Genomic DNA, 22,908 nt, shown 5'->3' with positions numbered 1-22,908 from the left:
CGCATGGTACAGAAGGGTATGGGCTGGCCATCATAGATGATAATGGCTTTAGCAATACCAATTTGTTTCCGTTTAAGGAAGCAGAAATATTATGTGTGGGCTCATCACAAACGGAAGCGCAGCATATATTGGATGTTTATCATAAAAAGATTCCCGCCGAGAAGAGCTGGCTGACGGTCATGCTTTACATCAGCTTCTTTCCTGCCGTGACTTCCGGCCCAATCACCAAAGCTCGTGACCTTGTGGGGCAATTTAAGGCCGTTAAGCAGATAAACAGGGATAATTTGACGGTTGGGCTGCAAATATTCGTACTGGGCTGCCTGGAATTTTGTCCTGTGGGGCGTATTGCATGGCTTGCTTCTTTGCGGGCATCGTATCTATAAGAATACGTTGGGGCAGCAATTTCATATGCCAGCGCCCATTAAGGTGTTTCTTACCGCTATGACCGTCAGCTTTTGCTGGGTGTTTTTCCGCAGTCCCAGCATGACCTGTACGGGAGAGATTTTTTATCGATTGTTCTTATGGAATGATTTTGGTGTTCAGCAGATGTTCGTCTATGCGTGGATAGCAGTGTTCCTGCTGATAGCGGCTGCCGTGTATTCGGCTCGCTTTAACAACTGGCAGGGGCTGGCTCCGGTTATGGACATTACCCGGCCAAAAGGCTTCTTCGTATTTTGTTTGGAAATCCTTTTCCTGCTGGGCTTGATGTATACGGGCAGTAATCCGTTTGTGTATGCTTCGTTTTAGAAAATAATTTCATACTAATAGAGCTGATCAGCAACATACCTTACTTAACCCGGCAATATTTTTGATTGCGGCTGGTGGGTTTGTCCGGAATGGTCATGGCAATCAGGCCTTCTCTGAGGGCGGGATCAAGGTAATTGCGCTTCAGGCCGGCGGTGGATTTTAAGCCCAGTTTTTCCTGTAGTTCTTTTGCTTTATAGGGAATATCGTATTCCATCACGGCCAGCAGGCGCTTTATGTATTCGTCGTTTTCGGTCAGCATATCCTTGGACAGCAGTTCTGCCAATACGTCCTTTATCATCTTCAGCATGAATATGATGAAAGGCGTAGATGCTCCGGCACGGTGGGACTGGCTGATGGCTTCGTAGTATTCAGTCTGATATCTATAAATCTGATTTTCCACGGGCAGGTAGGCGAATATTGGCTGCCATTGGGCGAGCAGGGCGGTTTGCCACAGGCGGGCCATACGCCCGTTGCCATCTGCGAAGGGATGGATGAAGACAAATTCATAATGGAAGATGGAGGATAGAAGCAAGGGCTGCATGCTCTTGCTTTCTTTTTGCAGCCAGGCAAATAGGTTTTCCATTTCGCCTGGTACCAGCCTGGCAGGCGGAGCCATAAAGATGCACTGGCCATTGGCAAACACGCCTTCTTCGCCACTGCGGAAGCGGCCGGCTTCTCTTACCAGATTGGCTGTCATGATTCCGTGGATGCGCAATAAGTCCTGCAGACTGTAGGGATTGATGTGTTCCAGTTCTTCGTAGGCGGCGTAAGCGTTCTTGACTTCCTGTATCTCTTTGGCGGGGCCGGTTACGGATTTTCCTGCAATCACATCACGGACGCTGCCCAAGGGCAAAGAGTTGGCTTCAATGGCCAGCGAGGAGTGGATGGACTCAATGCGATTGTTGCGACGCAAGCGGGGATAGGCGGATAGATCCTGATAGTGGAGCACCTGTCCCAGCTGCGTAGAGATTTCCGCAATCAGATTGAGCATTTCGTTGTTTATCTGATAAGGGGGCTGATAAGTCATGGTCTCACCTTCGTCTTATATACTATCTTATATATTATCTTGTGCTTACAGTATATCATTTATGGCGAATTTAGACCACAGGTAAAAAATAGGGTTCATTTTTTCTGACATTTATCCTTTATTCTGGATTGTTTGTTATTTTTATGGCGGTTAAAATAAATATAAGCTAGTAAATAATAGACAGTGCGAATGGAGGAGAGGGCAATGAGTGTTGCCATTACGGCGGATAAGGTGGTTAAGCGGTACGGGGATCTGACCATTATCCCGCAGCTTTCCCAGAATATAAGGAACGGGGAGTTCTTCACGCTGCTGGGGCCCTCGGGGTGCGGCAAGACCACGCTTCTGCGCATGATTGCGGGCTTCAATACCATTGAGGGCGGGCAGATCCGGTTCAACGAGCAGGTCATCAATGATATTCCCGCCCACAAGCGCAATATTGGCATGGTGTTCCAGAGCTATGCCATCTTTCCCCATTTGACGGTGCGGGAAAATGTGGAGTACGGGCTGAAATTGCGGAATATGTCTAAGGATGAGATGAAGGCCAAGGTGGACAAGATTCTCGACGTGGTGCAGATCACGGAGTATCAGGACAGACTGCCGGAACGTCTCTCAGGCGGGCAGCAGCAGCGTGTGGCCCTGGCCCGGGCCATCGTGATCCATCCCAGTGTTCTGTTGATGGATGAACCTCTGTCCAATCTGGATGCCAAGCTGCGTGTGGAGATGCGCTCGGCTATCCGGGAGGTGCAGAAGCAGGTGGGGATTACCACGGTCTATGTTACCCATGATCAGGAGGAGGCTTTGGCCATTTCGGACAGGATTGCAGTCATGAAGAAGGGGGTAATCCAGCAGACGGCTTCGCCCCATACCATCTACACCCGGCCTTACAATGTGTTCGTGGCGACCTTTATCGGCCATTCCAATCTCTTCAGAGGGCGCATTGAGGAAACGGCAGGGGGCAAGGCAGTGGTCTTTGCGGACGCCTTTGCCCTGCCCATGGATAACCTTACGGAGGAGGCCAAGATCGGTGATGATGTGACCATTGCCGTACGGCCTGAGGAGTTTGCCATCTGCGGCGAAGGCCAGGGGGTGAAATGCTCCATCAAGACCAAGGTGTTCCTGGGCAAGTACATCACCTATGGGTTGGAGTTCCCGGAGGATATGATCCTGCCTGATCAGCCTGCCATTGAGTTCAGCCAGGATCTGGGACATGCGGAGCGTGTGCTCGACATCGGCGATACGGTGTACCTGAAGCCCAATGCGGCTAAGGTCAATGTGTTCCGGGCCGACGGCACGAAGAGCCTGATGGAAGGTGTGGTGGAAAATGAATAAGCGATTCCAATGGGATTTTTGGGCCTGGATCACGTTGCTTTCCATTGTGGTGTTTGGCCTGTTCCTGATGTATCCCCTGTTCTCCCTGTTTGCCAGTGCCTTCCAGGATGCCATGACCGGGGAGTTCACCATGGAGAACTTCACCCACTTCTTTGACCGGAAGTATTATTACCAGTCCATGATCAACAGCTTCAGCGTCACCACTTGTGTGACGGTGCTGGCGGTGATTATCGGCACGGCTCTGGCTTACTTTATGACACTGTTCAAAGTCCGGGGCAAGAATATCGTGGAGATCTGCATCATTATCTCCCTGCTCTCGCCGCCCTTTATCGGTGCTTATTCCTGGATTTTGATTGGAGGCCGCAGCGGTATTCTTACCCAGTGGCTGGCGGGCATGGGCATTGACTTTCCTTCGATTTACGGTTTTGCGGGAATATTGCTGGTCTTGACATTGAAGCTCTATCCCTTTATCTATCTCTATGTGGCCGGAGCTATGAAGAATATCGACTCGGCTTTAATTGAAGCAGCGGAAAGTCTGGGCTGCAGCGGCATCAAGAAGGTTGTGACCATTATGCTGCCCCTGATTACGCCGACCATTCTGGCTGGGGCTTTGATGGTATTTATGAATGCCATGGCTGACTTTGGTACGCCCATGCTGATTGGCGAAGGCTTCAACGTTATGCCGGTCATGATTTACTCAGAGTTTATCAACGAAGTGGGAGATCAGGCCAATTTTGCGGCGGCGATGGCAGCCATCATGGTGCTTATCACTTCAACGATTTTTATGCTGCAGAAATATGTGGTCAACAAGAAATCCTTCACCATGAGTTCCCTGCGGCCTTTGCCGGTGGGGCAGATGACGGGCATCAAGAACGTCATCATGCATCTGTGCATTTATGTCCTGGTGGCACTGTCCATGATTCCTCAGCTGGTGGTTATCTATACTTCCTTCCTGAAGACCAACGGTTCCATCTTTGTGGATGGGTATTCGCTGGATAGTTATCGGACAATCTTCGAGAATCTGGGCACGGCCATTACCAATACTTATCTTTATTCCACGGCGGCCATGATCATGATTGTGTTCCTGGGCATGACGGTGGCGTATCTGACCACCCGTAAAAAGAGCTGGCTCACGGATATCATCGATACCCTGACCATGTTCCCCTATATCATTCCCGGTTCGGTTCTTGGTATTACATTGCTGCTGGCCTTTAATGAGGAGCCCATGCTGCTATCCGGCACGGCCATCATCATCATCATTTCGCTGGTGATCCGGCGCCTGCCATATACCCTGCGCTCCAGTTCGGCCATCCTCTATCAGCTGAGTCCCAGCTTGGAGGAGGCGTCCATCAGTTTGGGTGCTTCACCGGTCAAGACCTTCTTCAAGGTCACGGCCATCATGATGCTGCCCGGGGTTATGAGCGGGGCAATCATTTCCTGGATTACCGCCATCAATGAACTGAGTTCCTCGGTTATCCTGTTCACGGGGGCCACGAAGACCATGTCGGTGGCCATCTATACCGAGGTCATCCGCGCCAGCTACGGCACGGCGGCGGCACTGTCCACCATCCTTACGATAACGACCATTACGGCCATGGTGATCTTCTTCAAGGTTTCCGGCCGCCGCGATGTTACGTTATGACGTCATAACATTTTATTGAAGGAGGTTTCGTTATGAAGCTGAAAAAGATTATTGCCGGGCTTTTAGGTGCGGCAATGCTCACCACCTGTCTGGCCGGCTGCGGCGGTGGCGGAGAGAAGGAAGCGGCCAAGTCCGCTGGCAGTGACGAGAACAAAGTGGTCATCTACTGCCCTCATCCGCTGGCCTTCATCAATCCGCTGGTGGAAGAATTTGAGAAGCAGAGCGGCATCAAGGTGGAAGTCGTGGCTGCTGGTACCGGCGAGCTCTTGAAACGTGTGGAATCGGAAAAGAGCAATCCGCTGGCGGATATCTTCTGGGGCGGCTCCCTGGGCACTATGAAGCCGAAAGCAGCCCTCTTTGAGGATTATCGTTCCGTCAATGAGGAGCATGTACAGGCAGATTTCAAGAATAAGGAAGGTTCCATCACGCGCTTCACGGATATTCCCAGCGTGATCATGATCAATACGAACCTCATTGGGGATGTGAAGGTGGAAGGTTATGAAGACCTTTTGAATCCGGCACTCAAGGGCAAGATTGCCTTTGCAGATCCTTCCAAATCTTCTTCGTCCTATGAGCATCTGATCAATATGCTCTATGCCATGGGCAATGGTGATCCCGACAAGGGCTGGGACTATGTGACGAAGCTGGCCAAGAATCTCGATGGCAAGCTGCTGTCCGGTTCTTCCGCTGTGTATAAAGGGGTGGCAGACGGCGAATATGCCGTAGGCCTGACCTTTGAGGAGGGCGGCGCCAAGTACGTTGCCGATGGTGCACCGGTGAAGCTGGTCTATATGAAGGAAGGCGTTATCTCCAAGCCGGATGGCATCTACATCATCAAGAATGCCAAGCATATGGAAAATGCCAAGAAGTTCATCGACTTCATCACCAGCAAGGAAGCCCAGACCCTGATTACCCAGAAACTCCACCGCCGCAGTGTCCGTGATGATGTGGAAGCACCGGTAGGCCTGCTGCCGAAGTCTGAAATTAAATCCATTACCGATAATGAGGAGGTAGTGAACAAGAACAAGAAGGCATGGCTGGATAAGTTCAAAGATATCTTCACCAGTGTGCAGTAAAAAAGTGGCGCGGCAGGGCTGGGAGGATAACCTCGACAGGCTCTTCGTAGTCGGGCAGGGGGACTTGCCAACGCTGCGCTAAGACCTTGAGCTAAAATTATTTTTTGCCTTTTATATAGCGTGAAAAGCCAAAACTCGCTGCGCTCAAACAGTTGGCTTTTCACGCTATTTTTAGCAGTGGGCAAAAAATAATTTCTTTACGCTCATGGTCTGACGCTCCGCTTATGGCAAGTCCCCCCGTCCGGCTAAGTCTTGTACGAGCCAGTTATCCCCCCAGCCCCGCCGCGAAGCAACTTCTTATCAATCAGGCTGGCAAGGAAAAACGCAGCTTGGCGAGGGACGGCGGATATTTGCTTGGAGCGTTGGCTCCGCAGCGTTAAGAAATGCTTTTTTGTCTACCGCTGTCTGCCGCTGGCAAAATCTATTGTTTGAGCGAATGCGAGTTTTGATTTTGCCGGCGGCATAAAGGACAAAAAAGCATTTTAGCTGCGGAGACCAGCGGAGAGCAAATATCCGCCGTCCCTCGCCTGTAGGTACTCTCTACGCAAGCTCTTGCACGCAGTATCTTTGAAAGTATATAATGTGTGTAGTAACTTTTGAGCGAAAGGAGCCCCCAAAATGCACCGTTATTTTGAATCCCGCTTGCAGCGTGCCCTGGCCATGTATGCCTTGGTGCCGTTGTTTGTGCTGACGTTGATTGGAACCTTGCTGATGCTTGCCAGCTGGCGGTATTCGGTGGTGGGGGTGAATGATGAAGTCCGGGAGCAGGCGGCGGAGAAACTGGCGGCGGTCGGGGATGATTTTTCCCGTAATGCGGCAGATTCGGCGCAGTTCCTGGCTGCGGCAAGGGATTTGACGGAATGGGAAGACGGTGACAAGCGGGCGGAGGCTTTTGCCCGGCTTTATGGCGATGTGGGGCATACCGGGGCAGATTTCTATGTGGTGGATAAAGCGGGGGAAATCATTATCGGCAGCCGCAGGAAACTGCCCGCTGACCTTACAGGCGTTGAGGAAGACTGGGGCATCTGGCAACGGCTGCGGCGGGAGCCGTTTGCCGTCTGTGAGGAATTCTTGTCTATGGAGGCGGGGCAGGACCTGCTCTGCGGGCGGGCCATCGTGGTGGATGGCGAGGCTGTGGGGTATCTGCTCTACGATGTGCCGGGCACTTACTTGAGCAGCCTGACCGGTGATGGCAAGGTGGCCCTGCTTTTCACAGATAGTCTGGCGACAGTCCGGCTGTCCCAAGGCGGTGAAAAAATGCTGGCCAATCGCAAGGTCCTGGCTGATTTTGCCGAAGCTGACCATGAGCTGATTCATCATGGCAAGGATTTCTACTATGTGGCCAGCACGGCCGTGCCCTTTGGCGGGACGGAATACCGGCTTTATGCCATATCGCCTGTGACGGACTTGCTCGTGCGCTATATCATCGGCGGGGTGGCAATCCTGCTGGCGGTGCTCCTGATGATTCCGTTGATCATGCGCAGTATTCGCCGGGAAAGCAAACTCACGGCCCAGGCCGTGGACAATCTGACCACCATTGCGGAATTGCGGGAACTGGAATCGCAGTTCAACCCGCATTTCCTGTTCAATACGCTCGAAAATATCAAATTCATGGTGCGGCTCGATCCGGCGGCAGCCACGGAGATGATCATGGCGTTATCGGCACTCCTGCGCTACAGTATAGCCGGCGACGGGCGGCAGGTGGCATTGCAGGAGGATGTGAAGTATCTTCATAGCTATATGAAAATCCAGCAGTACCGCTTCGGCAGCCGCTTGGATTTCACGGCTGATATCGATGAGAGCGCTCTGGGCAGGCAGGTGCCGAAGCTGCTGTTCCAGCCCTTGCTCGAAAATGCCATCAAATACGGTGAGGATGAATACGGGAAATTAAAGATACTGTTTCAGGCCAAGATCCGGGAGGACTGCCTCAATGTGCTGGTAAAGGATGAAGGCCGGGGCATTGCCGCGGAAAAACTGCAGGAATTGCGGGCCCTTCTGGCCAGCAGTGCCAATCACAGCAGCCACAGGGGGCTGTTCAATGTCCAGCGGCGCTTGCAGCTCTTGTATGGCGAAAGCTACGGCTTGCAGATCGGATGTCCGCTGGACGGCGGTACGGAAATCCGCCTGTCCATTCCCTTGCAGAAGAAGGAGCAGAAGGATGCTTAAACTCGTGATTGTGGAAGACGAAGAGATAATCCGCCGGGGACTCGTGTGTACCATCGATTGGCTCAAGATGGGGGCAAGAGTCGTGGGTGAGGCGGCGAATGGACGGGAGGCTTTGCAGGTCGTCCATGACCAGCACCCCGATGTGGTGCTGACGGATATCAAGATGCCCATCATGGACGGCATTGCCCTGACCGAAGCCTTGCAGAAAGAGGAAAATCCTGCTCGGTTTATCTATCTGACCAGTTATGCGGATTTTTCCTATGCCCAGACGGCCCTGCATTTGGGCGTCAGCGATTACCTGCTGAAGCCGGTCAATGAAGAGGAACTAGCTGCGGCACTGGCCAAGATCGATGCCGTGTCGGGAACGCCCCAGGATGAGCAGATTCATTGGGACGAGGGCCTCAAAGCCGCTTACCATACGGGCAATCCCTATGTGCAGACGGCGCTCAAGCGCATAGAGGCAGGTTATCAGGGAAGACTCAGCAGCGAGGCCATTGCGGCGGAAATGGGCATTTCCGCGAGCTACCTCTCACGCAAACTGAAAGAAGAAACCGGCCAGACCTTTGGCAGCCTATTGGCGCAATATCGGCTGCAGAAGGCCATCGAACTCCTGCAGGCCGGCACCTGGCGGGTTTACGAGGTGGCCGAGCAGACCGGCTTTGGCGATTATAAGAATTTCACGCAGGTGTTCAAGAAATACCTGCATACCACGCCCAAGGCATTCATGCAGGAGATTACCGTGGGCATAAAATTGTAAGGAGTTGTCATGATGGGGCAATATACAGGCAAAATGATTATTTCGGATCTGGATGGCACGCTGATTCCCCGTGGAGGACTGATTTCGGCGGAAAATAAGGCGGCGGTAAAGGCTTTCGTGGAGGAGGGCGGCCGCTTTGCCATTGCTACGGGGCGCACCCCGGAAGCGGCGGCAGGCTATGTGGAGGGGCTGCCCATCAATGCGCCGTCCATATTCTTCAATGGAGCCATGCTCTATGACTGGCAGGCGAAAAAAGTCCTTAAGACCATGCCGTTGACCACAGGCAGTACAGGCAATCGCTGGGTGGAATTTGCCCGTCAGAGTCTCAAAGACTTCCCTGAGGCCTGCATCGAGGTCTATACCGCCGATAACTGCCATATCATCACCCCGGCGGAAAACGACGATCCCCGGCTGCCCCATGAATACTATCGCTATACGCATACGGAGCTGGCCAAACTGGAAGACACGGCCAGGACGCCGTGGCTGAAGTTCTTTGCCTGTGACAAACACGAACATCTGGAACACTATGTGGCATTGGCAGAAGAAATGGGCACCGCTCCGCTGGCCAATGGCTTCTACTCCGAGGATAACTACTATGAGTTCGTGGCCAAAGATGTGTCCAAAGGTTCCATGCTGGCGGATATCCGTGCGCAGCTGCCGGGCATCGAGATCATTGCCTGTGGGGATTATCTCAACGACAACGAGATGCTGGCCGCAGCCGACATTGCGGTGGCTCCCCAAAATGCGCATGCCGAGACAAAAAAAGCAGCCGACTATGTCGGCTGCAGCGTGGAAGAACATCTGCTGGCATGGATTGTAAAGGGGATAACCGAAGCGAAATTGTAAAAATCATGAACGGGGCTGTTGCATAAGAGAGAAATCACTTATGCACAGCCTCCGTGGCTTTTTAACCTGACGATATCTTAAATTAAGAGCAAAATACAGGAATCGGATGAGTGTCACTGCCAATCTCATCGGTGCGGCATGCTTTGGAATCCACGAGGATTTCCGTTTCCTTTCCGGCCTGACGCACGAGTTCCTTCATGACAAACTCGGCCATTGTCGAGCGGCAGATATTGCCGTGGCATAAAAAAAGTATCTTTTTCATTGTTTACTCCTTCCAGCTTCTTTTTCCTGACTCTCTTGCATTTTCTTGAATAAATCACGGGCAAAATCGAGTACCATCGCGCGCTGCGCAGCAGGAAAGGTGGAATAGGCAAGCAGAAGCTGCTGTTCCCGTTCGGAGAGCTGCAGTTTTTGGGCCAGTTCCGATACCAGGTCGGCACGGTGGCTTACCAACATCTCCCCTGTGCCATGGCGCAGGTATTCTTCATTGATATTATATTCAGCGACAAGCTGGGAAATGACACGTTCTGTAATAGGACGTGTTTCTTTTTCGTATTGGCCGATGGTTGTCTGGCTCAGATTGATGCGGGCGCCGAAATCTGTTTGGTTCAGGTCGAGTGCCTTGCGGATTGTCTTTAAGCGATAACCGATGCTCATATAATCCCCCCTAGATAAAAGTATAGAAAATTATATAGTGAAAATCAATAATTAAAAAGTAAATATCTTGCAATGCTCAGTGAAAAACACTATAATATAATTTAATAATAACTCAAATCACTATTTGGTAAAGATGAATATATTTGACATAATACGGCGACTATATGCCAAACTAACCGATTATTAAATGCGATAATAATAGTAGGCAAAAGTTAAAGAGGTGAAGGTTTTGGGGATTCGTCGGGATATTTTCTATCGGCAGATCGGAGCAAAAATCGCATATTATCGCACATTGTACGGCATGGAGCAAAGCCAGCTGGCGGATAAGATACATATCAGTCAAAGCACCTTGAGTCGTATTGAACGGGGAAAGTATGGTGAGAACATATCGTTGGCGATGCTGCTGGACATTGCTGAGGGGCTGGAAATTGATCCGTCACTATTGACGACATTTACGGGGCTGGAGAAGGAGATGTGGAGTTACAAAGTTTTTTAAGGATGTACGGCCGATGAATTGCCAATGGATTGGGGGGAGAGTTCATGTCAATGGTCATCAAAAATAATACATCAGCCCAATTAGTGCTGGGGCAATTAAATAAGAATAACAACAAACTCAGTAAAGAATTGAAAAAAATATCGACTGGCACGAAGATTACAAGTGCCGAAGATGGTGCATCGGAATATGCCGTCTCCGAACGTATGCGTGTGCAAATCAGAGGGCTTGATCAGGATGTCCAAAACACGCAGACAGGAAAATCCATGCTGCGTGTCGCGGAAGGCGGCATACAAAATATTATTGAGGAATTACGGGGCTTGAAGGAACTGGCGTTAAACTCGGCCAATGACCATAATTCGGATTTGGACAGGGCGACTTTGCAAAAGGAGTTTGAGCAGCGGTGTGCAGATATCGATGATATTGTGTCCTCCACAAATTATAACGGAAAGCAGTTGTTGGATGGAACCTATGCAAGGTCACATGTGATTGTTAATGCAACAGAAGTGGAAGACTTGTCATCGGCGGGAACGATTGGAGCTTCCAGTAGTGGAACGTATACCATTACAGCCAATGGCTGTTATCAGTTGCAGGCCGGTTTTACCGGAAATATAAGAATTGCATCAGGTGTTTCAGAAGTGGAATTGGTCGGAGCTGGCAGCACCCTGTCCAATGTTTATATTAACAGCAATAGTTCTGGCCTGAAATTGATACTAAAAGATTATGATGTGAACAATAATAGTTTGGATGCTAGTAGTATACAGTTTGCTGGCTCAGGGAATCAGCTTATACTCAAAGGTGAGAATACGATTAGATCAACGGGCGCAGATCCAAGGCCTGCTGACAGCGCTATAATCAATATGGCAGATGGGTTGACAATCAGTAGTGGAGATGATGAATCAGCATCTTTAATTATCGAGCATGCAGGCTTGAACGGGGCTGCTATTGGGATCGGGAGAGGTCAAAGCACTACAGGTGATTTAAATATTCAGAATGGCAATATCATTATAAACAGCAGGGGGAGGGATCACCTTATAGGAGCGGCAATTGGAGCTGGGGCATGGGGAACTATAGGTAATATTAATATAAGTGGAGGAACAATTTTGATTGACCAAAATCCAACCTCTGGGCGTCGTGTTTATTGGAGAAATGGTGCAGGTATTGGCAGCGGTGCTGGTGGTACTGTAGGAAATATTAATATTTCAAGAGCTGAAATTAGCATAATGAATGGCGAAGGTGCTGCTATTGGCAGTGGGCATGCCTGGGGAACTACATATGTGAGTAAGACAGGTGATATTTCAGTTGATAATTCAATACTTACTTTAAGATCCGGGCTTGGTGCAGGTATAGGCAGTGGTTATGCAGAGCGTGATGGTTCTCATCAAAGTATTGTGGGAAATATTACCGTAGATAGTACGATTCTTACAGCAACAGTTGGTTCCCGTGTAGAAAAAATTGGCCGCGGGCGGAACGGCACAGTCGGCAATGTTACCGTAAATCCGGGCGTGCCTAAGCTGAACGATTATACAGATTGGCAACCGCTGGTATTTCAAGTGGGAACAAAGGCAAATCAGGCCATCAATTGTTATATTGAAGATTTAGGCCTGAAAAGCCTGGGGATTGATAAAACTATGATTACAACCCGGGATAAAGCCGTCCAGGCACTAGCTGAAGTGGATGGAGCCATTGATTATGCGCTGGATCAAATCACCTATGTAGGCTCCTATATCAGCCGTTTGGATTATACCGCAGCTAATCTTACCACAGCAAGTGAAAATGTAACGGCCTCAGAATCCACAATCCGGGATGCTGACATGGCTAAGGAAATGACCGAGTATACGAAATCCAATATACTGACACAGTCAGCACAGTCAATGCTAGCGCAGGCTAATCAGAATAGTAGCAGTGTATTGAGTTTATTACAATAACAAATGGTGAGCAATAAATGAGAAACTGGCAATAAGCAGAAATGCCGTCGATAAGTTAAATCTTATCGGCGGCGAAATTTTTTACATGATTTGAGTGTCAGCTTCAAAATAAATCACTATGGCTGCCAGTTCGGGTAAGTGTCAGCACTAAGCGTTCTTTTTCGATTTTGTAAATGAGTAGCCAGTCCGGGCGGATGTGACATTCGCGGAAGCCTGCCCAATTATTTGAGAGCGCATGGTCTTTGTATTTTTCAGGCAGGGGCTTTTCATTTACGAGATAATCAAGAACGGTCTTAAATTGGGCGGCAGTACAGCCTTTTTGCTGGAGCATACGCTTGTAGTCTTTTTTGAACTGACTGCGCATGTAGACATCAAGCATTGAGTTCCTCCATGAGTTCCTCTACGGAATGGAAGGGGCCAACTAGATCGGTATCCGTATTTACTTCTTCCATGGCCCGGATCGTTTCTTTATTGGGGGATTCATCAAGACGGAGGCTGAAGGGAATGCCGCCATGACGGACTACGGATTTCAAGAACATGTTGATTGCTGTAGATGTAGGAAGGCCCAGCTCGGAAAAGATATGCTCTGCTTGGGCTTTGAGTTCTGCATCTACGCGCAGATTGAGACTTTTAGTCATAGTAGCCATAATATCACGCTCCTTTTGAGGATATTATAAAGCAAAAGAACGCAAATGTAAATAAATTTGCGTTCTTTTGCTGGTCGATTTTAGTAAATCCGTTCTAGTTCATATCCGTTATCGTGCAGGGCTTTGACAATGCGCTGGATGTGTTCTTCGTTGTTGGTCTCGCAGGTGACTTCGAGAACTACTTTCTTGAAGCTGTTGGTGACCTTGGACTGGTTATGGTTGAGTTCGATGACGTTGGCGTTTTCTTCGGCGAGGATGCGGGAAACGTTTAAAAGCTGGCCGGGTTTGTCCGGCAGCAGGACGCCGAAGCAGAAGACGCGGCCGCGGGCAATCTTGGCCTTTTCAATCAGGGCAGAAATCGTAGAAATATCGATATTGCCGCCGCTCACGATGGCGGCTACTTTCTTGCCTTTGAACGGGAGCTTGGAGAGGGCGGCCAGTGAGAGAACGCCGGCGCCTTCGGCAATGAGCTTGTGCTTTTCGATAAGCGACAGCAGGGCGCCCATGATTTCCATTTCGGAAACGGTGATGATGTCGTCGAGGTATTTCTTGCAGAATTCATAGGTCAGCGTGCCGGCGGTCTTGACGGCGCAGCCATCGGCTACGGTGTCGGCGGATTTGAGCGTCGTGACTTTTCCCTTGGCAAGGGCGGCCTTCATGCAGGCGGCATTTTCTGGTTCCACGCCGATGACCTTGATATCGGGATTGACGAGCTTGGTGGCCAGCGCCACGCCAGAAGCGAAGCCGCCGCCGCCGATGGGCACGAGGATGGCATCGATATCCTTGCAGGCATCGATGATTTCCAGAGCCGTGGTGCCCTGGCCTAAGAGCACCTGCAGGTCGTTGAAGGGATGGATGTAGACATAGCCATGCTGTTTCTGCAGTTCGAGGCTGTAGGCATAGGCGTCGTCAAAGCCGTCACCATGCAGCACGACTTCTGCGCCCAAGGCTTTCGTGCCTTCGACTTTGAGGATAGGCGTGGTGGCGGGCATGCAGATCACGGCCTTGACGCCGAGCTTCTGCGCCGCGAAGGCCACACCCTGGGCATGGTTGCCGGCGGACGAGGTGATGACGCCCTTGGCGCGTTCTTCGGGCGTGAGCTGACTGATCTTGTTATAAGCACCGCGCAGCTTGAAGGCGCCCGTATGCTGGAGGTTTTCGGGTTTCAAGAAGACTTGGTTGCCGGACAGTTCTGAGAAGAAGTCGCTTTCGATCAGGCGTGTCTTTTTCGCTACGCCTTCTAAGTTGCGGGCGGCTTGATAGACTCCGGCGATGGTGGTTTGGGCGACGATCTCGGCATTATTGGGGCGGCTGGCTTTTTCTTTGGACATGGGTGGGCCTCCTTTGATACTCTCTGTTTACACATATTTGATTTTTAGGCGTTTATTTCTAATAAAGTGTTCTATTTAGTGTATCACTATCCGCTGAGAAATGTCAATGTATTTTATGCCGCTGGGGCAGGATTTTATTGGGGCAGGCGCGAAATATTAGGTATATCGTATTACGGGGAGGTATGTTTAGATGAAGTTATCCCGTATTTTGGTGCCGGTGGACGCGTCGGATACTTCCAGCCGGGCGCTGAAGTTCGCCATCAATCTGGCTGAAGAGATGGAAGCCAGGCTCGATGTGCTCCATGTGACGTATTTCACCAGCGAAACGGATGCACAGGAGGATACCTGGCTGCCGGATGATGTCGTCGGGGATGTGCGCAGCGATGAGGTGGCGACGCAGGCCATGATCAAGCGATGTGTGCCGGAGAATTTCAAGTATGAATACCACTGCCGTACGGGGATGCCGGTGGAGGAAATCCTGCAATTTGCCGAGGAAAGCCTGCCGGATCTCATCGTGACCGGCGGCCGGGGCTTAGGCGTCGTGGAAGGCTTCTTTGCCGGCAGTGTCAGTCAGGAATTGGTGGAGCGGGCCCAAACGGCTGTAATGGTGGTTAAATGATTTTGAGGGGGTAATCTTGATGATGAAAAATATTCTTGTGCCGGTAGATGGTTCGGAAGGTTCGGACCGTGCGGTAGCAGAGGCCATTGCCATGGCAGAGATCTGCGAGGCAAAGCTGAACTTCCTCTATGTGGCCAATATCAATCAGCTGGCCATCAATGCCTGCCTGTCCGATGCCATTCTCGAAGCAGTCACGAAGGCTGGCAATGTGATCCTGGACCGGGCCATGGAAATGGTACCCTCCGGAATCGAGAAGGAAGCTTATTCTGAAACCGGCTCGCCGGCCGTAGTGATCCTGGATTTTGCAGCCTCGAATGATATTGACCTGATCATCATGGGCAGCCGTGGCCTGGGAATCGTGAAGGGCGTACTGCTGGGCAGTGTCAGCCAGTATATCGTGGAACAGGCAAAATGCCCTGTTCTGGTTGTGAAATGAACAGCAAAAAGCCGACCAGCTCAAAAGTCTGGTCGGCTTTTTTAGTATAGGGTTTTTATGATGCCGGTTTTGCGATAGGCGTTCATATCGATGACTCTTTGATTGGCAGAGCCACGGAAGTTCAGTGTCAGATCCCGCAGTTTCTCCTCGTAACGGCCATCTACCAGCACATCGATTTCCTTCAATAAAGCATCGATGGCGGGATTGTTCCTGGATAGCAGGTCTTCCAGCGTGAAGCCGGTGTAGCTCCATACATCAAGCCCGCGGGCATGGGCCTGGCGGGCTAGTTTTGTCAGGGGAGCAGGCTGCAGGAAGGGCTCGCCGCCGCTGAAGGTGATGCCGTCGAGCAGGGGGTTAGCGTCGATAAGGGGGAGAATCTCATCGGTATCGGCATCCCTGCCGCCGGTGGCAGGGTGTGTGGCGGGATTATGGCAGCCGGGGCAATGGTGCGGGCAGCCCTGGGTAAAGACCGTGAGCCGCAGGCCGTCACCATCGACGATGGATTCTTCCACAATGCCTGCAATGCGAATCTTCATATCAGTGCATGATGGTATGCTTTACGCGGTCATGTTCTTCCGCCCGCTTGGCATCGTTCCAGCGGTCGATAGTGCCCACGAGATAACCCGTGATGCGGCGGATGCGCTCGAACTTCTGGGGCTGCAGCACATAGTCCAGATGGATCTGACCGTCAGCGGCCGGCGTCAGCGTCAGTTCATTCAGTTTTTCGTTGGTCTGCTCTTCCACATAGCCGATGTACTGGGCGATTTCTGCCTCCGTCACATCGCTGAGACCATCAACAGTTACTGCTACATCATTTACCATCATGATAATCACCTATCCTTTTATTTATTGTACCCGTCCGGGGTGCGTTCACTTGAACCACTATTGGTGGTGAATGTAAGGAAATTATACAATATGTATGGCTGATAGTCAATAGAAATACTATATGTAGTTGTTTATCCGCAGAGTTATCCACAAAGAAAAGCGGGCGCAGCCCCCTGTTTTCAGGCAGAAAAAAAGTTATCCACAAATTTACCTGACGGTAATTTGTGGATAGCTGACGGATTTATTGTTGGACGATGGTGCGGATGGGGAAGGGGATTTCAATGCCTTCCTCACGGAATCGTTTGGTCAGGGCCTTGATGAATTCATGCTTGAGCAGAAACTGATTGTCAAAGCGGGCGGAGTGCAGCAGGACGTTGAAGTCGATGCTGCTGTCGCCAAAGTTGTAGAAGCGCACGGCGGGCTGGCGGTCCTTGTCCAGTCGTTCGTTGAGCTGCGTCAGTACCTGCCGGGCCACGTCGAGGGTGACTTCCTCCACCTTTTCCAGATCGCTGTTATAGGCCACGCCTACGGGGATCTTGATGAGGATATCGTGGCGGGGCATGCTGTAGTTGGTGATGATGGAGGAGGCGATCTTCTGATTCGGGATGACCACCATATTGCCCTCGCCTACGGGAACGATGGTCGTGAAACGCCAGGTGATGTCCGTGACGCGGCCTTCCTCACCGGAGCTCAGATGGACGTAATCGCCGAGCCGCAGCTGTTTGGAGAGGATGAGATGCAGGCCCGAGAAGATATTGGCCAGGGTTTCCTGCAGGGCCAGGGCCACGGCCATACCACCGACACCCAGGGCGGTGAGGATGGGGGCAATGGAAATGCCGTAGTATTGGAGCACCACAAGAATGCCCATGGCATAGATGATGCCGTTGACAATGGCGTTCAGCAGCGTGGTCTTGGGCATTTTCTGCTGGGAGCGCTCAATCTGCATATCGATGACGCCGCTGACCGTCCGGGCGATAACTCGGGTGATGGTCAGGATGATCACCGTAAATAATATGTAGGAAAAAATCTTGACCAACGGTTCGATGATGTCAATGGTGTTGACGATCCAGTAGAGCCCCACCACCAGGCAGAAGGAGATGGGCACGCCCTGCAGGGCGTTGATGAAGATGGACTGCCAGGTGGTTTCCTCTGCAGTCAGGCGCTTCATCATCCGCTGCTTGATCATGCGGTTCAGCATGATGCCGGCGGTGAGGGCAGCAATCAGGATACAAAAGGGTACGATCAGCATTTCTAAAAGATGAGTCCAGTCAATCCAGCTCATCCAATCTGTATTTGGCAAAATAATTCCTCCCTTGCGTTTTCAAGATATCTTCTATTATACATCAGGGGAAATATATTTTGCTATATTCTATGGTAAAATCCAGACATTAGCGTTATAATAATCTTTCGACATGTTTAATTGTAAGGTTTATGAGGTGAAAAAATGTTGAATACACGGGACATGGACATGCTTCATGGCTCATTTTGGGATAAGCTGATTATTTTTGCCATCCCGCTGGCCTTGACGGGGGTTCTGCAGCAGCTCTTCAATGCCGCAGATGTGGCGGTGCTGGGACAGTTCGTGGGCAAGAATGCCATGGCGGCGGTGGGGAACAATATCTCCGTCATCGGCATCCTGGTCAATCTTTTTATGGGGCTGTCCTTGGGCGCTAATGTCATAATCGCCCGGTTTATCGGGGCGAAAAAACCGGAGAAAGTCGGCACGGCAGTGCAGACTTCCTTTGGCTTGGCAGTGATCATCGGCTTCCTGCTGCTGGCCGTGGGGGAGCTTATGGCCGCCCCCATCATCAATTGGCTGGAGGTACCTGCCGAGGTGGAGGCCATGGCCGAAACATATCTGCGGGTGTATCTTTTGGGCCTGCCCTTTATCGGTGTCTATAACTTTGAAGCAGCGATACTCCGGGCCAGAGGCGATACCCGTACCCCATTGATTGCCCTGGCCGTGGCCAGCGTGGTCAACATCGCTTTGGACCTGCTCTTTGTCAGCTGGGGCTGGGGCGTCATGGGCGTGGCCTTGGGCACGATCATCGCCATGGGGGTAAGTTCCTTTATCCTCTTTTGGTCCCTCACGCATTCGCAGGATATCCTGCGTCTGCAGTTCAAGGATTTTGCCTTTGACCGGAAAATGCTGCGGGAGATTGCAGCCATCGGCCTGCCCGCCGGGATTCAGGGCATGGTCTTTTCCTTTTCCAACATCCTCATCCAGGCGGCGGTGAACAGTCTGGGGCCGGATGCTATGGCGGCTTCGGCGGCGGCCTTTGCCATCGAGGTCAATGTCTACTGTTTCCTGAACGCCTTCGCCCAGGCGACCACGACCTTTGTGAGCCAGAATTACGGGGCAGGGAATCTGCCGCGCTGTTTCCAGATCACCAAGGTGGGCATGCTGCTGGATATTGCCTTCACCCTGTGTATGGGGGCAATCGTCATCGTGTTTGCCCGGGAGTTCCTGGCGATATTCAATGCGGATGAAACGGTGGTGGAATTGGGAATCCTCCGTTTCTGGTACATTGTGGCACCGGAATTCCTGCAGGTTTTCATCGATGTGCTGTCCGGAGCGCTGCGGGGCTATGGCTTCTCCCTGCCGCCGGCGCTTTTGGCCCTGGTGGGCATCTGTGGCGTGCGCATCACCTGGCTCTACACCCTGTTTCCGGCCAGCCCCACCTATGGCACCCTGATGGCCTGCTATCCGGTGAGCTGGCTCATAACGGGCATCTTCATCGGCATCCTGTATCGTTACTGCCGGGGACATATCAAGCTGATCCGGGTATAAAAGTAACAAAAAATCTGTGTTTTGATTAAAATATCATTAAAAGTGTAATAAATTTGCAAGAAAATCTCTGTCATGGCAGGGATTTTTCTTTTGGCAACGAATGAATATAATTATCACAAAAAAATTTTCGGAACGCTGAATCATTGGTCAAATTCGCCGATATATATCAAAAGGAATGATATGCGGTGAGAAAGGAGGAAGAACAATGATTTGCAAGAAATGCGGCTGCATAGTGGAAACCGGAGCAAAGGTCTGTACCTTCTGCGGGGAGCAGGCGGAAGTCAGCAGTGACGATCTGCTGAACACCTTTGCCGGAGACCGTGCAGCGGAAGACATCCGCGCCCATATACCGACGCTGGTAGGGCTGCATGAGCTGGCGGAAGTGCCGGTGGACAAGGAACGGCTGATTGGTGAGCTGCAGCGCTTGCAGGGATATTTTTCCCGCATCCGGGGCAAGTATGCCACCCTGGGGGATCTGTGGCTGATGCAGTCCCAGAATGGCGAGCCTAAATTGGGCAATTATACGCTGGGCGGCTTTTTGGCCACGTTGTTCTTCTACCTGATCCTCACGGGATTTGTCCCGGGGGTTACCTGGACTTTCTTCTTTGTGGTCTGGCTGGGGGCGACGAGTATCACGTACATTCAGGCGGGCAAAGCTTATGAACGGCGCAAGGCCCAGTTGGAAGCAGATATCCGGGGCGTGGAGAACGAAGTGCGCAGCTATTACAATCAGGCCGATCACTGCTTCCTGCCGCTGGATTATTCAGATCCGCAGATTATCCGGGAGCTGATTGTCGGGATAACCAATGGAACCATCACTTCTTTCCGGGAATATAAAGTTCAAGGTTGACAAAAGCCTTCCCCCTGAGGGAAGGCTTTGTTATAATGGAGTCATTAGGAAATTTTAGGGGGAATTTCATGTCATTATACTCGCTTTGTTTATTGCTGGTTTGTCCGCTGTTGCTGCTATTACTGGCACTGCGTTATTTTCGTCATCGCAAACTGAAAATGACGGCATTATTTGTCTGTCTGGCGCTGGTCACAGGGGTTATCGGCGGCGTCCGGGGGTATCAGGAAATGGATGGCCGGGCCAAGGAAAGCACGGTTTCCAGTTTTGACCGGGATCAGAAGGAAAATCTGACGCAACGTTATGATCAGGCTGTGACAATCCTGAGCCAGCTGAATTTTGCTCATCCGGATCGGGAGAAAACAGAGGAAGCGGTGAAACTGTTGCGGGGCTTCGACGATGAGCAGATGGTGGCCTGCCTGGACGGAGCCTGCCCGGACGCGTCTGTGCTGTTAGCCTATGCTGAGGCCATGAATCAGGTGGCAACCTATCGGGGCCATATGACCAATAAGGATGTAGCCAATGACCGCAAGCTGCTGTCCATCGTGCAGGATATGCCTCAGGGCTATAAGGGAAAGCTGGCGGATAAGATCGTGCCCTTCCAGCGCCTGATTATTTCCATGAATGAAGAGGCCGCCAAAGAGGCGAAACTCGATAAGGAAAACGCCCAAAAGCATGCGGAGAAACTTAGTCAGGGAAAATATGGAGGAATTCGCCCCGGTGATAGCGAAGATAATATAACAGCCGCTATGGGAGAGCCCGTGCGGGTGAATGTCACCCAGGGAGAGGGACAGAATCTGAAACAGTATGTCTTCAATCATAACGGCAAGAGCATTTACGTTTACACGAAGGACGGCGTGGTAACAGATGTCGTCCTGTAATCTCAATGAGGTGATGACGATGAAGAAGAAAATTGTTGCGTTGGTTTTAGGTGCCATGATGAGCTTTTCGGCAATGGCAATGGCGGCTACTCCGGAAGCAGAGCTGATGTCTGCACAGCAGGCCAAGGCTTCTGCCTGGATCGATGCCATGCTGGTGAAAAATAAACCGGCAGATGCCTTCAAGATCATGAGCAGTGAAGCGCAGAAGGGCGTTACTACACAGCAGATTGCAGCCATAGGCAAAGACATTCAGAAATTGGGCAAAATGAAGGGCGGACGCTTTGTCAGCTGGGCGATTCCCAATCCGAAACAATGTCAGATGATGTACTTTATTTCCTTTGAAAAAGCACCGCTGGTACGTTGCGTTTTCATTTTTGATGACAAGGACAATCTGCAGAATTTTGCCCTGCAGCCGATTCAGCCGGATAAAAAACAGGCACCGGATAAAGCTGCTGGCAAGGATAAGACGAAAAAATAATGATATCAGGAGAGCCAAATATAATGAGCACATATGAATACAAGACACAGGGAACCTGCAGCAAGAAGATTACGGTAGAACTGGAGGGAAAAATCATCAAAGCTGTCAAGTTTGAGGGCGGCTGTGCCGGCAATCTGTCCGGTATTTCCAAACTGGTCGTGGGCATGGATATTGACCATGTGATCGAGCGGTTTGCCGGCAATACCTGCGGCCCCCGGCCGACCTCCTGCCCGGACCAGCTGGCCATTGCCCTGAAGGAAGCTTATGCAGCCCAGCAGGCAGGCTGATCTGTAAGAAAGAGTGAATCTATGTTATTTGACAGTCATATTCATACGGAGTTTTCCGCCGATTCGGAGATGAAGGCGGCGGATGCATTGGCCATGGCGGAAAAACAGGGGATTGGCCTTGTTTTCACCGAACATCTGGATGCCCATTATGTCAGCAAGGATGGCAAGACCTTTTCTTTTGCTCCCCATGCTTACTGGCAGGCCTATAGCCGTTTGCGGGGGGATAAACTGCGCCTGGGGGTGGAAATCGGTATGCGCGCCAACACCCGCGATTTCAGTGAGGAATTTTCCCGGCGGGTGCCCTTCGATATGATTATCTGCTCCCAGCATCTGGTGGACGATATCGATATCTATTACCCGGATTATTATGAGGGCAAGGACAAGCAGGAAGCGTATCACCGTTATTTTGTGCAGATGGCGCAAAACCTGAAGGTGCATAGCTTTGCCAATGCTTTGGGGCATATTGACTATATCTGCCGCTATGCACCCTATGACAATCCCGATATCGTCTATGAAGATTTTGCCGATGAAATCGACGCGGTGCTCAAAACAGCTATTGTGACGGACACGGTCATGGAACTCAATACCCGCCGGTTGGGGGCCAAAGATGCGCTGGCAAAGCTGGCGCCTATCTACCGCCGCTACAAGGAAATGGGCGGGCACTTTGTTACCCTCGGTTCAGATGCCCATGACGTTGATGCCGTAGGCGCCCATCTGCAGCTGGCCTGTGACTTTGCCGAAAGCCTTGGCCTGCGCCCCGTCACCTTCTGTCAGCAGCGAATGGTGAATTGCCTCAAGTAAAGAAAAATTATTTGACAGACATATCTTTTTTCGCTATAATAGACAAGTGATTTGCGGGATGTAGCGCAGTTTGGTAGCGCGCCTGCTTTGGGAGCAGGATGTCGCAGGTTCGAATCCTGTCATCCCGACCATCCAAAATCGCGTCAGTAGCTCAGTTGGATAGAGCAACGGCCTTCTAAGCCGTGGGTCGGGGGTTCGAATCCCTCCTGACGCACCAATGAAATCAAGGGCTTCGAGGTTTTCCTCGGAGCCTTTTTTGTGTAACTAGAGCAAAAACTAGAGCAACGCAAGATGGAT

General features: G+C 51.1%; 25 protein-coding genes, 2 tRNA genes and 3 pseudogenes. 21 read left to right on the top strand and 9 right to left on the bottom strand.

Annotation, left to right across the window (positions count from 1 at the left end; translation table 11 throughout):
* Positions 1-128 precede the first annotated feature (128 nt).
* Together SELR_RS12745 and SELR_RS12740 are read left to right on the top strand one after the other, a co-directional pair.
* Positions 129-383 carry a hypothetical protein gene (locus tag SELR_RS12745; protein WP_158645818.1) on the top strand — a complete coding sequence of 85 codons (255 nt, stop codon included), beginning with the start codon at positions 129-131 and terminating at the stop codon, positions 381-383.
* A gap of 25 nt (positions 384-408) precedes the next feature.
* Positions 409-747 (top strand): MBOAT family O-acyltransferase, encoded by a 339-nt coding sequence (locus SELR_RS12740; RefSeq protein WP_041914431.1) that lies wholly within the window; start codon positions 409-411, stop codon positions 745-747.
* Positions 748-787: 40 nt separating this feature from the next.
* Here SELR_RS12740 and SELR_RS12735 read toward each other — a convergent pair whose 3' ends face one another.
* Positions 788-1,774 carry a Fic family protein gene (locus SELR_RS12735; RefSeq protein WP_014425634.1) on the bottom strand — a complete coding sequence of 329 codons (987 nt, stop codon included), beginning with the start codon at positions 1,772-1,774 and terminating at the stop codon, positions 788-790.
* Between the two features lie 204 nt (positions 1,775-1,978).
* Here SELR_RS12735 and SELR_RS12730 point away from each other — a divergent pair, with 204 nt between their 5' ends.
* The 6 genes from SELR_RS12730 (at position 1,979) to SELR_RS12705 (ending at position 9,590) form a co-directional block, all read left to right on the top strand.
* Entirely contained in the window at positions 1,979-3,103 is a 1,125-nt protein-coding gene (locus SELR_RS12730) for an ABC transporter ATP-binding protein (RefSeq protein ID WP_014425633.1), read from the top strand.
* The gene (locus SELR_RS12725) at positions 3,096-4,745 is read left to right on the top strand and encodes an ABC transporter permease (protein WP_014425632.1); all 1,650 of its coding nucleotides are present in this window, start codon (positions 3,096-3,098) and stop codon (positions 4,743-4,745) included. The genes SELR_RS12730 and SELR_RS12725 overlap by 8 nt, the downstream gene beginning before the upstream one ends.
* 32 nt (positions 4,746-4,777) lie before the next feature.
* Positions 4,778-5,821 (top strand): ABC transporter substrate-binding protein, encoded by a 1,044-nt coding sequence (locus tag SELR_RS12720; protein ID WP_014425631.1) that lies wholly within the window; start codon positions 4,778-4,780, stop codon positions 5,819-5,821.
* A gap of 618 nt (positions 5,822-6,439) precedes the next feature.
* Positions 6,440-7,987 (top strand): histidine kinase, encoded by a 1,548-nt coding sequence (locus SELR_RS12715; RefSeq protein ID WP_014425630.1) that lies wholly within the window; start codon positions 6,440-6,442, stop codon positions 7,985-7,987.
* Positions 7,980-8,744: a response regulator transcription factor gene (locus SELR_RS12710; RefSeq protein WP_014425629.1), complete on the top strand. Its 765-nt coding sequence runs from the start codon at positions 7,980-7,982 to the stop codon at positions 8,742-8,744. Before SELR_RS12715 ends, SELR_RS12710 begins: the two co-directional genes overlap by 8 nt.
* Positions 8,745-8,753: 9 nt before the next feature.
* Positions 8,754-9,590 carry an HAD-IIB family hydrolase gene (locus tag SELR_RS12705; RefSeq protein WP_014425628.1) on the top strand — a complete coding sequence of 279 codons (837 nt, stop codon included), beginning with the start codon at positions 8,754-8,756 and terminating at the stop codon, positions 9,588-9,590.
* A gap of 106 nt (positions 9,591-9,696) precedes the next feature.
* On the opposite strand, the pseudogene SELR_RS12700 reads toward SELR_RS12705, so the two are convergent.
* Positions 9,697-9,852: pseudogene (locus tag SELR_RS12700) on the bottom strand (arsenate reductase/protein-tyrosine-phosphatase family protein); the annotation flags it as partial.
* A complete protein-coding gene (locus SELR_RS17915) occupies positions 9,849-10,247 on the bottom strand; it encodes a helix-turn-helix domain-containing protein (RefSeq protein ID WP_014425626.1) in 399 nt (132 codons plus the stop codon). The gene SELR_RS17915 and the pseudogene SELR_RS12700, both read right to left, overlap by 4 nt.
* Positions 10,248-10,467: 220 nt before the next feature.
* On the opposite strand from SELR_RS17915, the gene SELR_RS12690 reads away from it, so the two are divergent.
* The 3 genes and pseudogenes from SELR_RS12690 to SELR_RS19560 form a co-directional block, all read left to right on the top strand.
* Complete coding sequence (locus tag SELR_RS12690) at positions 10,468-10,743, top strand: helix-turn-helix domain-containing protein (protein ID WP_419789593.1); 276 nt, start codon at positions 10,468-10,470, stop codon at positions 10,741-10,743.
* 44 nt (positions 10,744-10,787) lie between these two features.
* A pseudogene (locus tag SELR_RS19565) lies at positions 10,788-11,201 on the top strand (flagellin); the annotation flags it as partial.
* Between the two features lie 1,221 nt (positions 11,202-12,422).
* Positions 12,423-12,668: pseudogene (locus SELR_RS19560) on the top strand (flagellin); the annotation flags it as partial.
* 103 nt (positions 12,669-12,771) lie between these two features.
* Here the strand turns inward: SELR_RS19560 and SELR_RS12680 are convergent.
* From SELR_RS12680 to ilvA, 3 genes are all read right to left on the bottom strand, one after another.
* Positions 12,772-13,047 (bottom strand): type II toxin-antitoxin system YafQ family toxin, encoded by a 276-nt coding sequence (locus SELR_RS12680; protein WP_014425623.1) that lies wholly within the window; start codon positions 13,045-13,047, stop codon positions 12,772-12,774.
* Complete coding sequence (locus SELR_RS12675; protein WP_014425622.1) at positions 13,040-13,315, bottom strand: type II toxin-antitoxin system RelB/DinJ family antitoxin; 276 nt, start codon at positions 13,313-13,315, stop codon at positions 13,040-13,042. Before SELR_RS12675 ends, SELR_RS12680 begins: the two co-directional genes overlap by 8 nt.
* Positions 13,316-13,395: 80 nt before the next feature.
* The gene (gene ilvA, locus SELR_RS12670) at positions 13,396-14,646 is read right to left on the bottom strand and encodes a threonine ammonia-lyase (protein WP_014425621.1); all 1,251 of its coding nucleotides are present in this window, start codon (positions 14,644-14,646) and stop codon (positions 13,396-13,398) included.
* 190 nt (positions 14,647-14,836) lie between these two features.
* On the opposite strand from ilvA, the gene SELR_RS12665 reads away from it, so the two are divergent.
* The gene (locus tag SELR_RS12665) at positions 14,837-15,265 is read left to right on the top strand and encodes a universal stress protein (RefSeq protein WP_014425620.1); all 429 of its coding nucleotides are present in this window, start codon (positions 14,837-14,839) and stop codon (positions 15,263-15,265) included.
* A 19-nt stretch (positions 15,266-15,284) separates the two neighbouring features.
* Positions 15,285-15,701 (top strand): universal stress protein, encoded by a 417-nt coding sequence (locus SELR_RS12660; RefSeq protein WP_014425619.1) that lies wholly within the window; start codon positions 15,285-15,287, stop codon positions 15,699-15,701.
* Between the two features lie 41 nt (positions 15,702-15,742).
* Here SELR_RS12660 and nrdG read toward each other — a convergent pair whose 3' ends face one another.
* The 3 genes from nrdG to SELR_RS12645 form a co-directional block, all read right to left on the bottom strand.
* Positions 15,743-16,237 (bottom strand): anaerobic ribonucleoside-triphosphate reductase activating protein, encoded by a 495-nt coding sequence (nrdG, locus tag SELR_RS12655; RefSeq protein ID WP_041914428.1) that lies wholly within the window; start codon positions 16,235-16,237, stop codon positions 15,743-15,745.
* A gap of 1 nt (position 16,238) precedes the next feature.
* On the bottom strand, positions 16,239-16,526 hold the full coding sequence (gene nrdD, locus SELR_RS12650; RefSeq protein WP_014425617.1) for an anaerobic ribonucleoside-triphosphate reductase: 288 nt from the start codon (positions 16,524-16,526) through the stop codon (positions 16,239-16,241).
* Positions 16,527-16,767: 241 nt separating this feature from the next.
* Entirely contained in the window at positions 16,768-17,808 is a 1,041-nt protein-coding gene (locus SELR_RS12645) for a mechanosensitive ion channel family protein (protein WP_041914427.1), read from the bottom strand.
* A 162-nt stretch (positions 17,809-17,970) separates the two neighbouring features.
* On the opposite strand from SELR_RS12645, the gene SELR_RS12640 reads away from it, so the two are divergent.
* From SELR_RS12640 to SELR_RS12605, 8 genes are all read left to right on the top strand, one after another.
* Positions 17,971-19,317, top strand: a complete 1,347-nt coding sequence (locus SELR_RS12640; RefSeq protein WP_014425615.1) for an MATE family efflux transporter — start codon at positions 17,971-17,973, stop codon at positions 19,315-19,317.
* Between the two features lie 205 nt (positions 19,318-19,522).
* Positions 19,523-20,167 (top strand): zinc ribbon domain-containing protein, encoded by a 645-nt coding sequence (locus SELR_RS17910; RefSeq protein WP_014425613.1) that lies wholly within the window; start codon positions 19,523-19,525, stop codon positions 20,165-20,167.
* Positions 20,168-20,235: 68 nt separating this feature from the next.
* Positions 20,236-21,045 carry a hypothetical protein gene (locus tag SELR_RS12630; protein ID WP_014425612.1) on the top strand — a complete coding sequence of 270 codons (810 nt, stop codon included), beginning with the start codon at positions 20,236-20,238 and terminating at the stop codon, positions 21,043-21,045.
* Between the two features lie 19 nt (positions 21,046-21,064).
* Positions 21,065-21,523 carry a hypothetical protein gene (locus tag SELR_RS12625; protein ID WP_014425611.1) on the top strand — a complete coding sequence of 153 codons (459 nt, stop codon included), beginning with the start codon at positions 21,065-21,067 and terminating at the stop codon, positions 21,521-21,523.
* Between the two features lie 23 nt (positions 21,524-21,546).
* On the top strand, positions 21,547-21,810 hold the full coding sequence (locus SELR_RS12620; RefSeq protein WP_014425610.1) for a TIGR03905 family TSCPD domain-containing protein: 264 nt from the start codon (positions 21,547-21,549) through the stop codon (positions 21,808-21,810).
* Between the two features lie 21 nt (positions 21,811-21,831).
* Complete coding sequence (locus SELR_RS12615) at positions 21,832-22,611, top strand: histidinol-phosphatase HisJ family protein (protein ID WP_014425609.1); 780 nt, start codon at positions 21,832-21,834, stop codon at positions 22,609-22,611.
* 54 nt (positions 22,612-22,665) lie between these two features.
* A tRNA-Pro gene (locus SELR_RS12610) sits at positions 22,666-22,742 on the top strand.
* Between the two features lie 9 nt (positions 22,743-22,751).
* Positions 22,752-22,828, top strand: a tRNA-Arg gene (locus SELR_RS12605).
* Positions 22,829-22,908: the final 80 nt, after the last annotated feature.

The sequence above is a fragment of the Selenomonas ruminantium subsp. lactilytica TAM6421 genome (genome assembly GCF_000284095.1).
In the GTDB taxonomy this organism is placed as follows: domain Bacteria; phylum Bacillota; class Negativicutes; order Selenomonadales; family Selenomonadaceae; genus Selenomonas_A; species Selenomonas_A lactilytica.
The sequence above is the reverse complement of the archived record's forward strand: the minus strand, read 5'-3'. Positions and strand labels throughout refer to the sequence as shown.

Bases quoted from the DNA above. Each gene is read 5' to 3' on its own strand.
- SELR_RS12740 (WP_041914431.1), top strand. From the start codon at position 409: ATGCCAGCGCCCATTAAGGTGTTTCTTACCGCTATGACCGTCAGCTTT.
- SELR_RS12735 (WP_014425634.1), bottom strand. From the start codon at position 1,774: ATGACTTATCAGCCCCCTTATCAGATAAACAACGAAATGCTCAATCTG.
- SELR_RS12730 (WP_014425633.1), top strand. From the start codon at position 1,979: ATGAGTGTTGCCATTACGGCGGATAAGGTGGTTAAGCGGTACGGGGAT.
- SELR_RS12725 (WP_014425632.1), top strand. From the start codon at position 3,096: ATGAATAAGCGATTCCAATGGGATTTTTGGGCCTGGATCACGTTGCTT.
- SELR_RS12720 (WP_014425631.1), top strand. From the start codon at position 4,778: ATGAAGCTGAAAAAGATTATTGCCGGGCTTTTAGGTGCGGCAATGCTC.
- SELR_RS12715 (WP_014425630.1), top strand. From the start codon at position 6,440: ATGCACCGTTATTTTGAATCCCGCTTGCAGCGTGCCCTGGCCATGTAT.
- SELR_RS12710 (WP_014425629.1), top strand. From the start codon at position 7,980: ATGCTTAAACTCGTGATTGTGGAAGACGAAGAGATAATCCGCCGGGGA.
- SELR_RS12705 (WP_014425628.1), top strand. From the start codon at position 8,754: ATGATGGGGCAATATACAGGCAAAATGATTATTTCGGATCTGGATGGC.
- SELR_RS17915 (WP_014425626.1), bottom strand. From the start codon at position 10,247: ATGAGCATCGGTTATCGCTTAAAGACAATCCGCAAGGCACTCGACCTG.
- SELR_RS12680 (WP_014425623.1), bottom strand. From the start codon at position 13,047: ATGCTTGATGTCTACATGCGCAGTCAGTTCAAAAAAGACTACAAGCGT.
- SELR_RS12675 (WP_014425622.1), bottom strand. From the start codon at position 13,315: ATGGCTACTATGACTAAAAGTCTCAATCTGCGCGTAGATGCAGAACTC.
- ilvA (WP_014425621.1), bottom strand. From the start codon at position 14,646: ATGTCCAAAGAAAAAGCCAGCCGCCCCAATAATGCCGAGATCGTCGCC.
- SELR_RS12665 (WP_014425620.1), top strand. From the start codon at position 14,837: ATGAAGTTATCCCGTATTTTGGTGCCGGTGGACGCGTCGGATACTTCC.
- SELR_RS12660 (WP_014425619.1), top strand. From the start codon at position 15,285: ATGATGAAAAATATTCTTGTGCCGGTAGATGGTTCGGAAGGTTCGGAC.
- nrdG (WP_041914428.1), bottom strand. From the start codon at position 16,237: ATGAAGATTCGCATTGCAGGCATTGTGGAAGAATCCATCGTCGATGGT.
- nrdD (WP_014425617.1), bottom strand. From the start codon at position 16,526: ATGATGGTAAATGATGTAGCAGTAACTGTTGATGGTCTCAGCGATGTG.
- SELR_RS12645 (WP_041914427.1), bottom strand. From the start codon at position 17,808: ATGAGCTGGATTGACTGGACTCATCTTTTAGAAATGCTGATCGTACCC.
- SELR_RS12640 (WP_014425615.1), top strand. From the start codon at position 17,971: ATGTTGAATACACGGGACATGGACATGCTTCATGGCTCATTTTGGGAT.
- SELR_RS17910 (WP_014425613.1), top strand. From the start codon at position 19,523: ATGATTTGCAAGAAATGCGGCTGCATAGTGGAAACCGGAGCAAAGGTC.
- SELR_RS12630 (WP_014425612.1), top strand. From the start codon at position 20,236: ATGTCATTATACTCGCTTTGTTTATTGCTGGTTTGTCCGCTGTTGCTG.
- SELR_RS12625 (WP_014425611.1), top strand. From the start codon at position 21,065: ATGAAGAAGAAAATTGTTGCGTTGGTTTTAGGTGCCATGATGAGCTTT.
- SELR_RS12620 (WP_014425610.1), top strand. From the start codon at position 21,547: ATGAGCACATATGAATACAAGACACAGGGAACCTGCAGCAAGAAGATT.
- SELR_RS12615 (WP_014425609.1), top strand. From the start codon at position 21,832: ATGTTATTTGACAGTCATATTCATACGGAGTTTTCCGCCGATTCGGAG.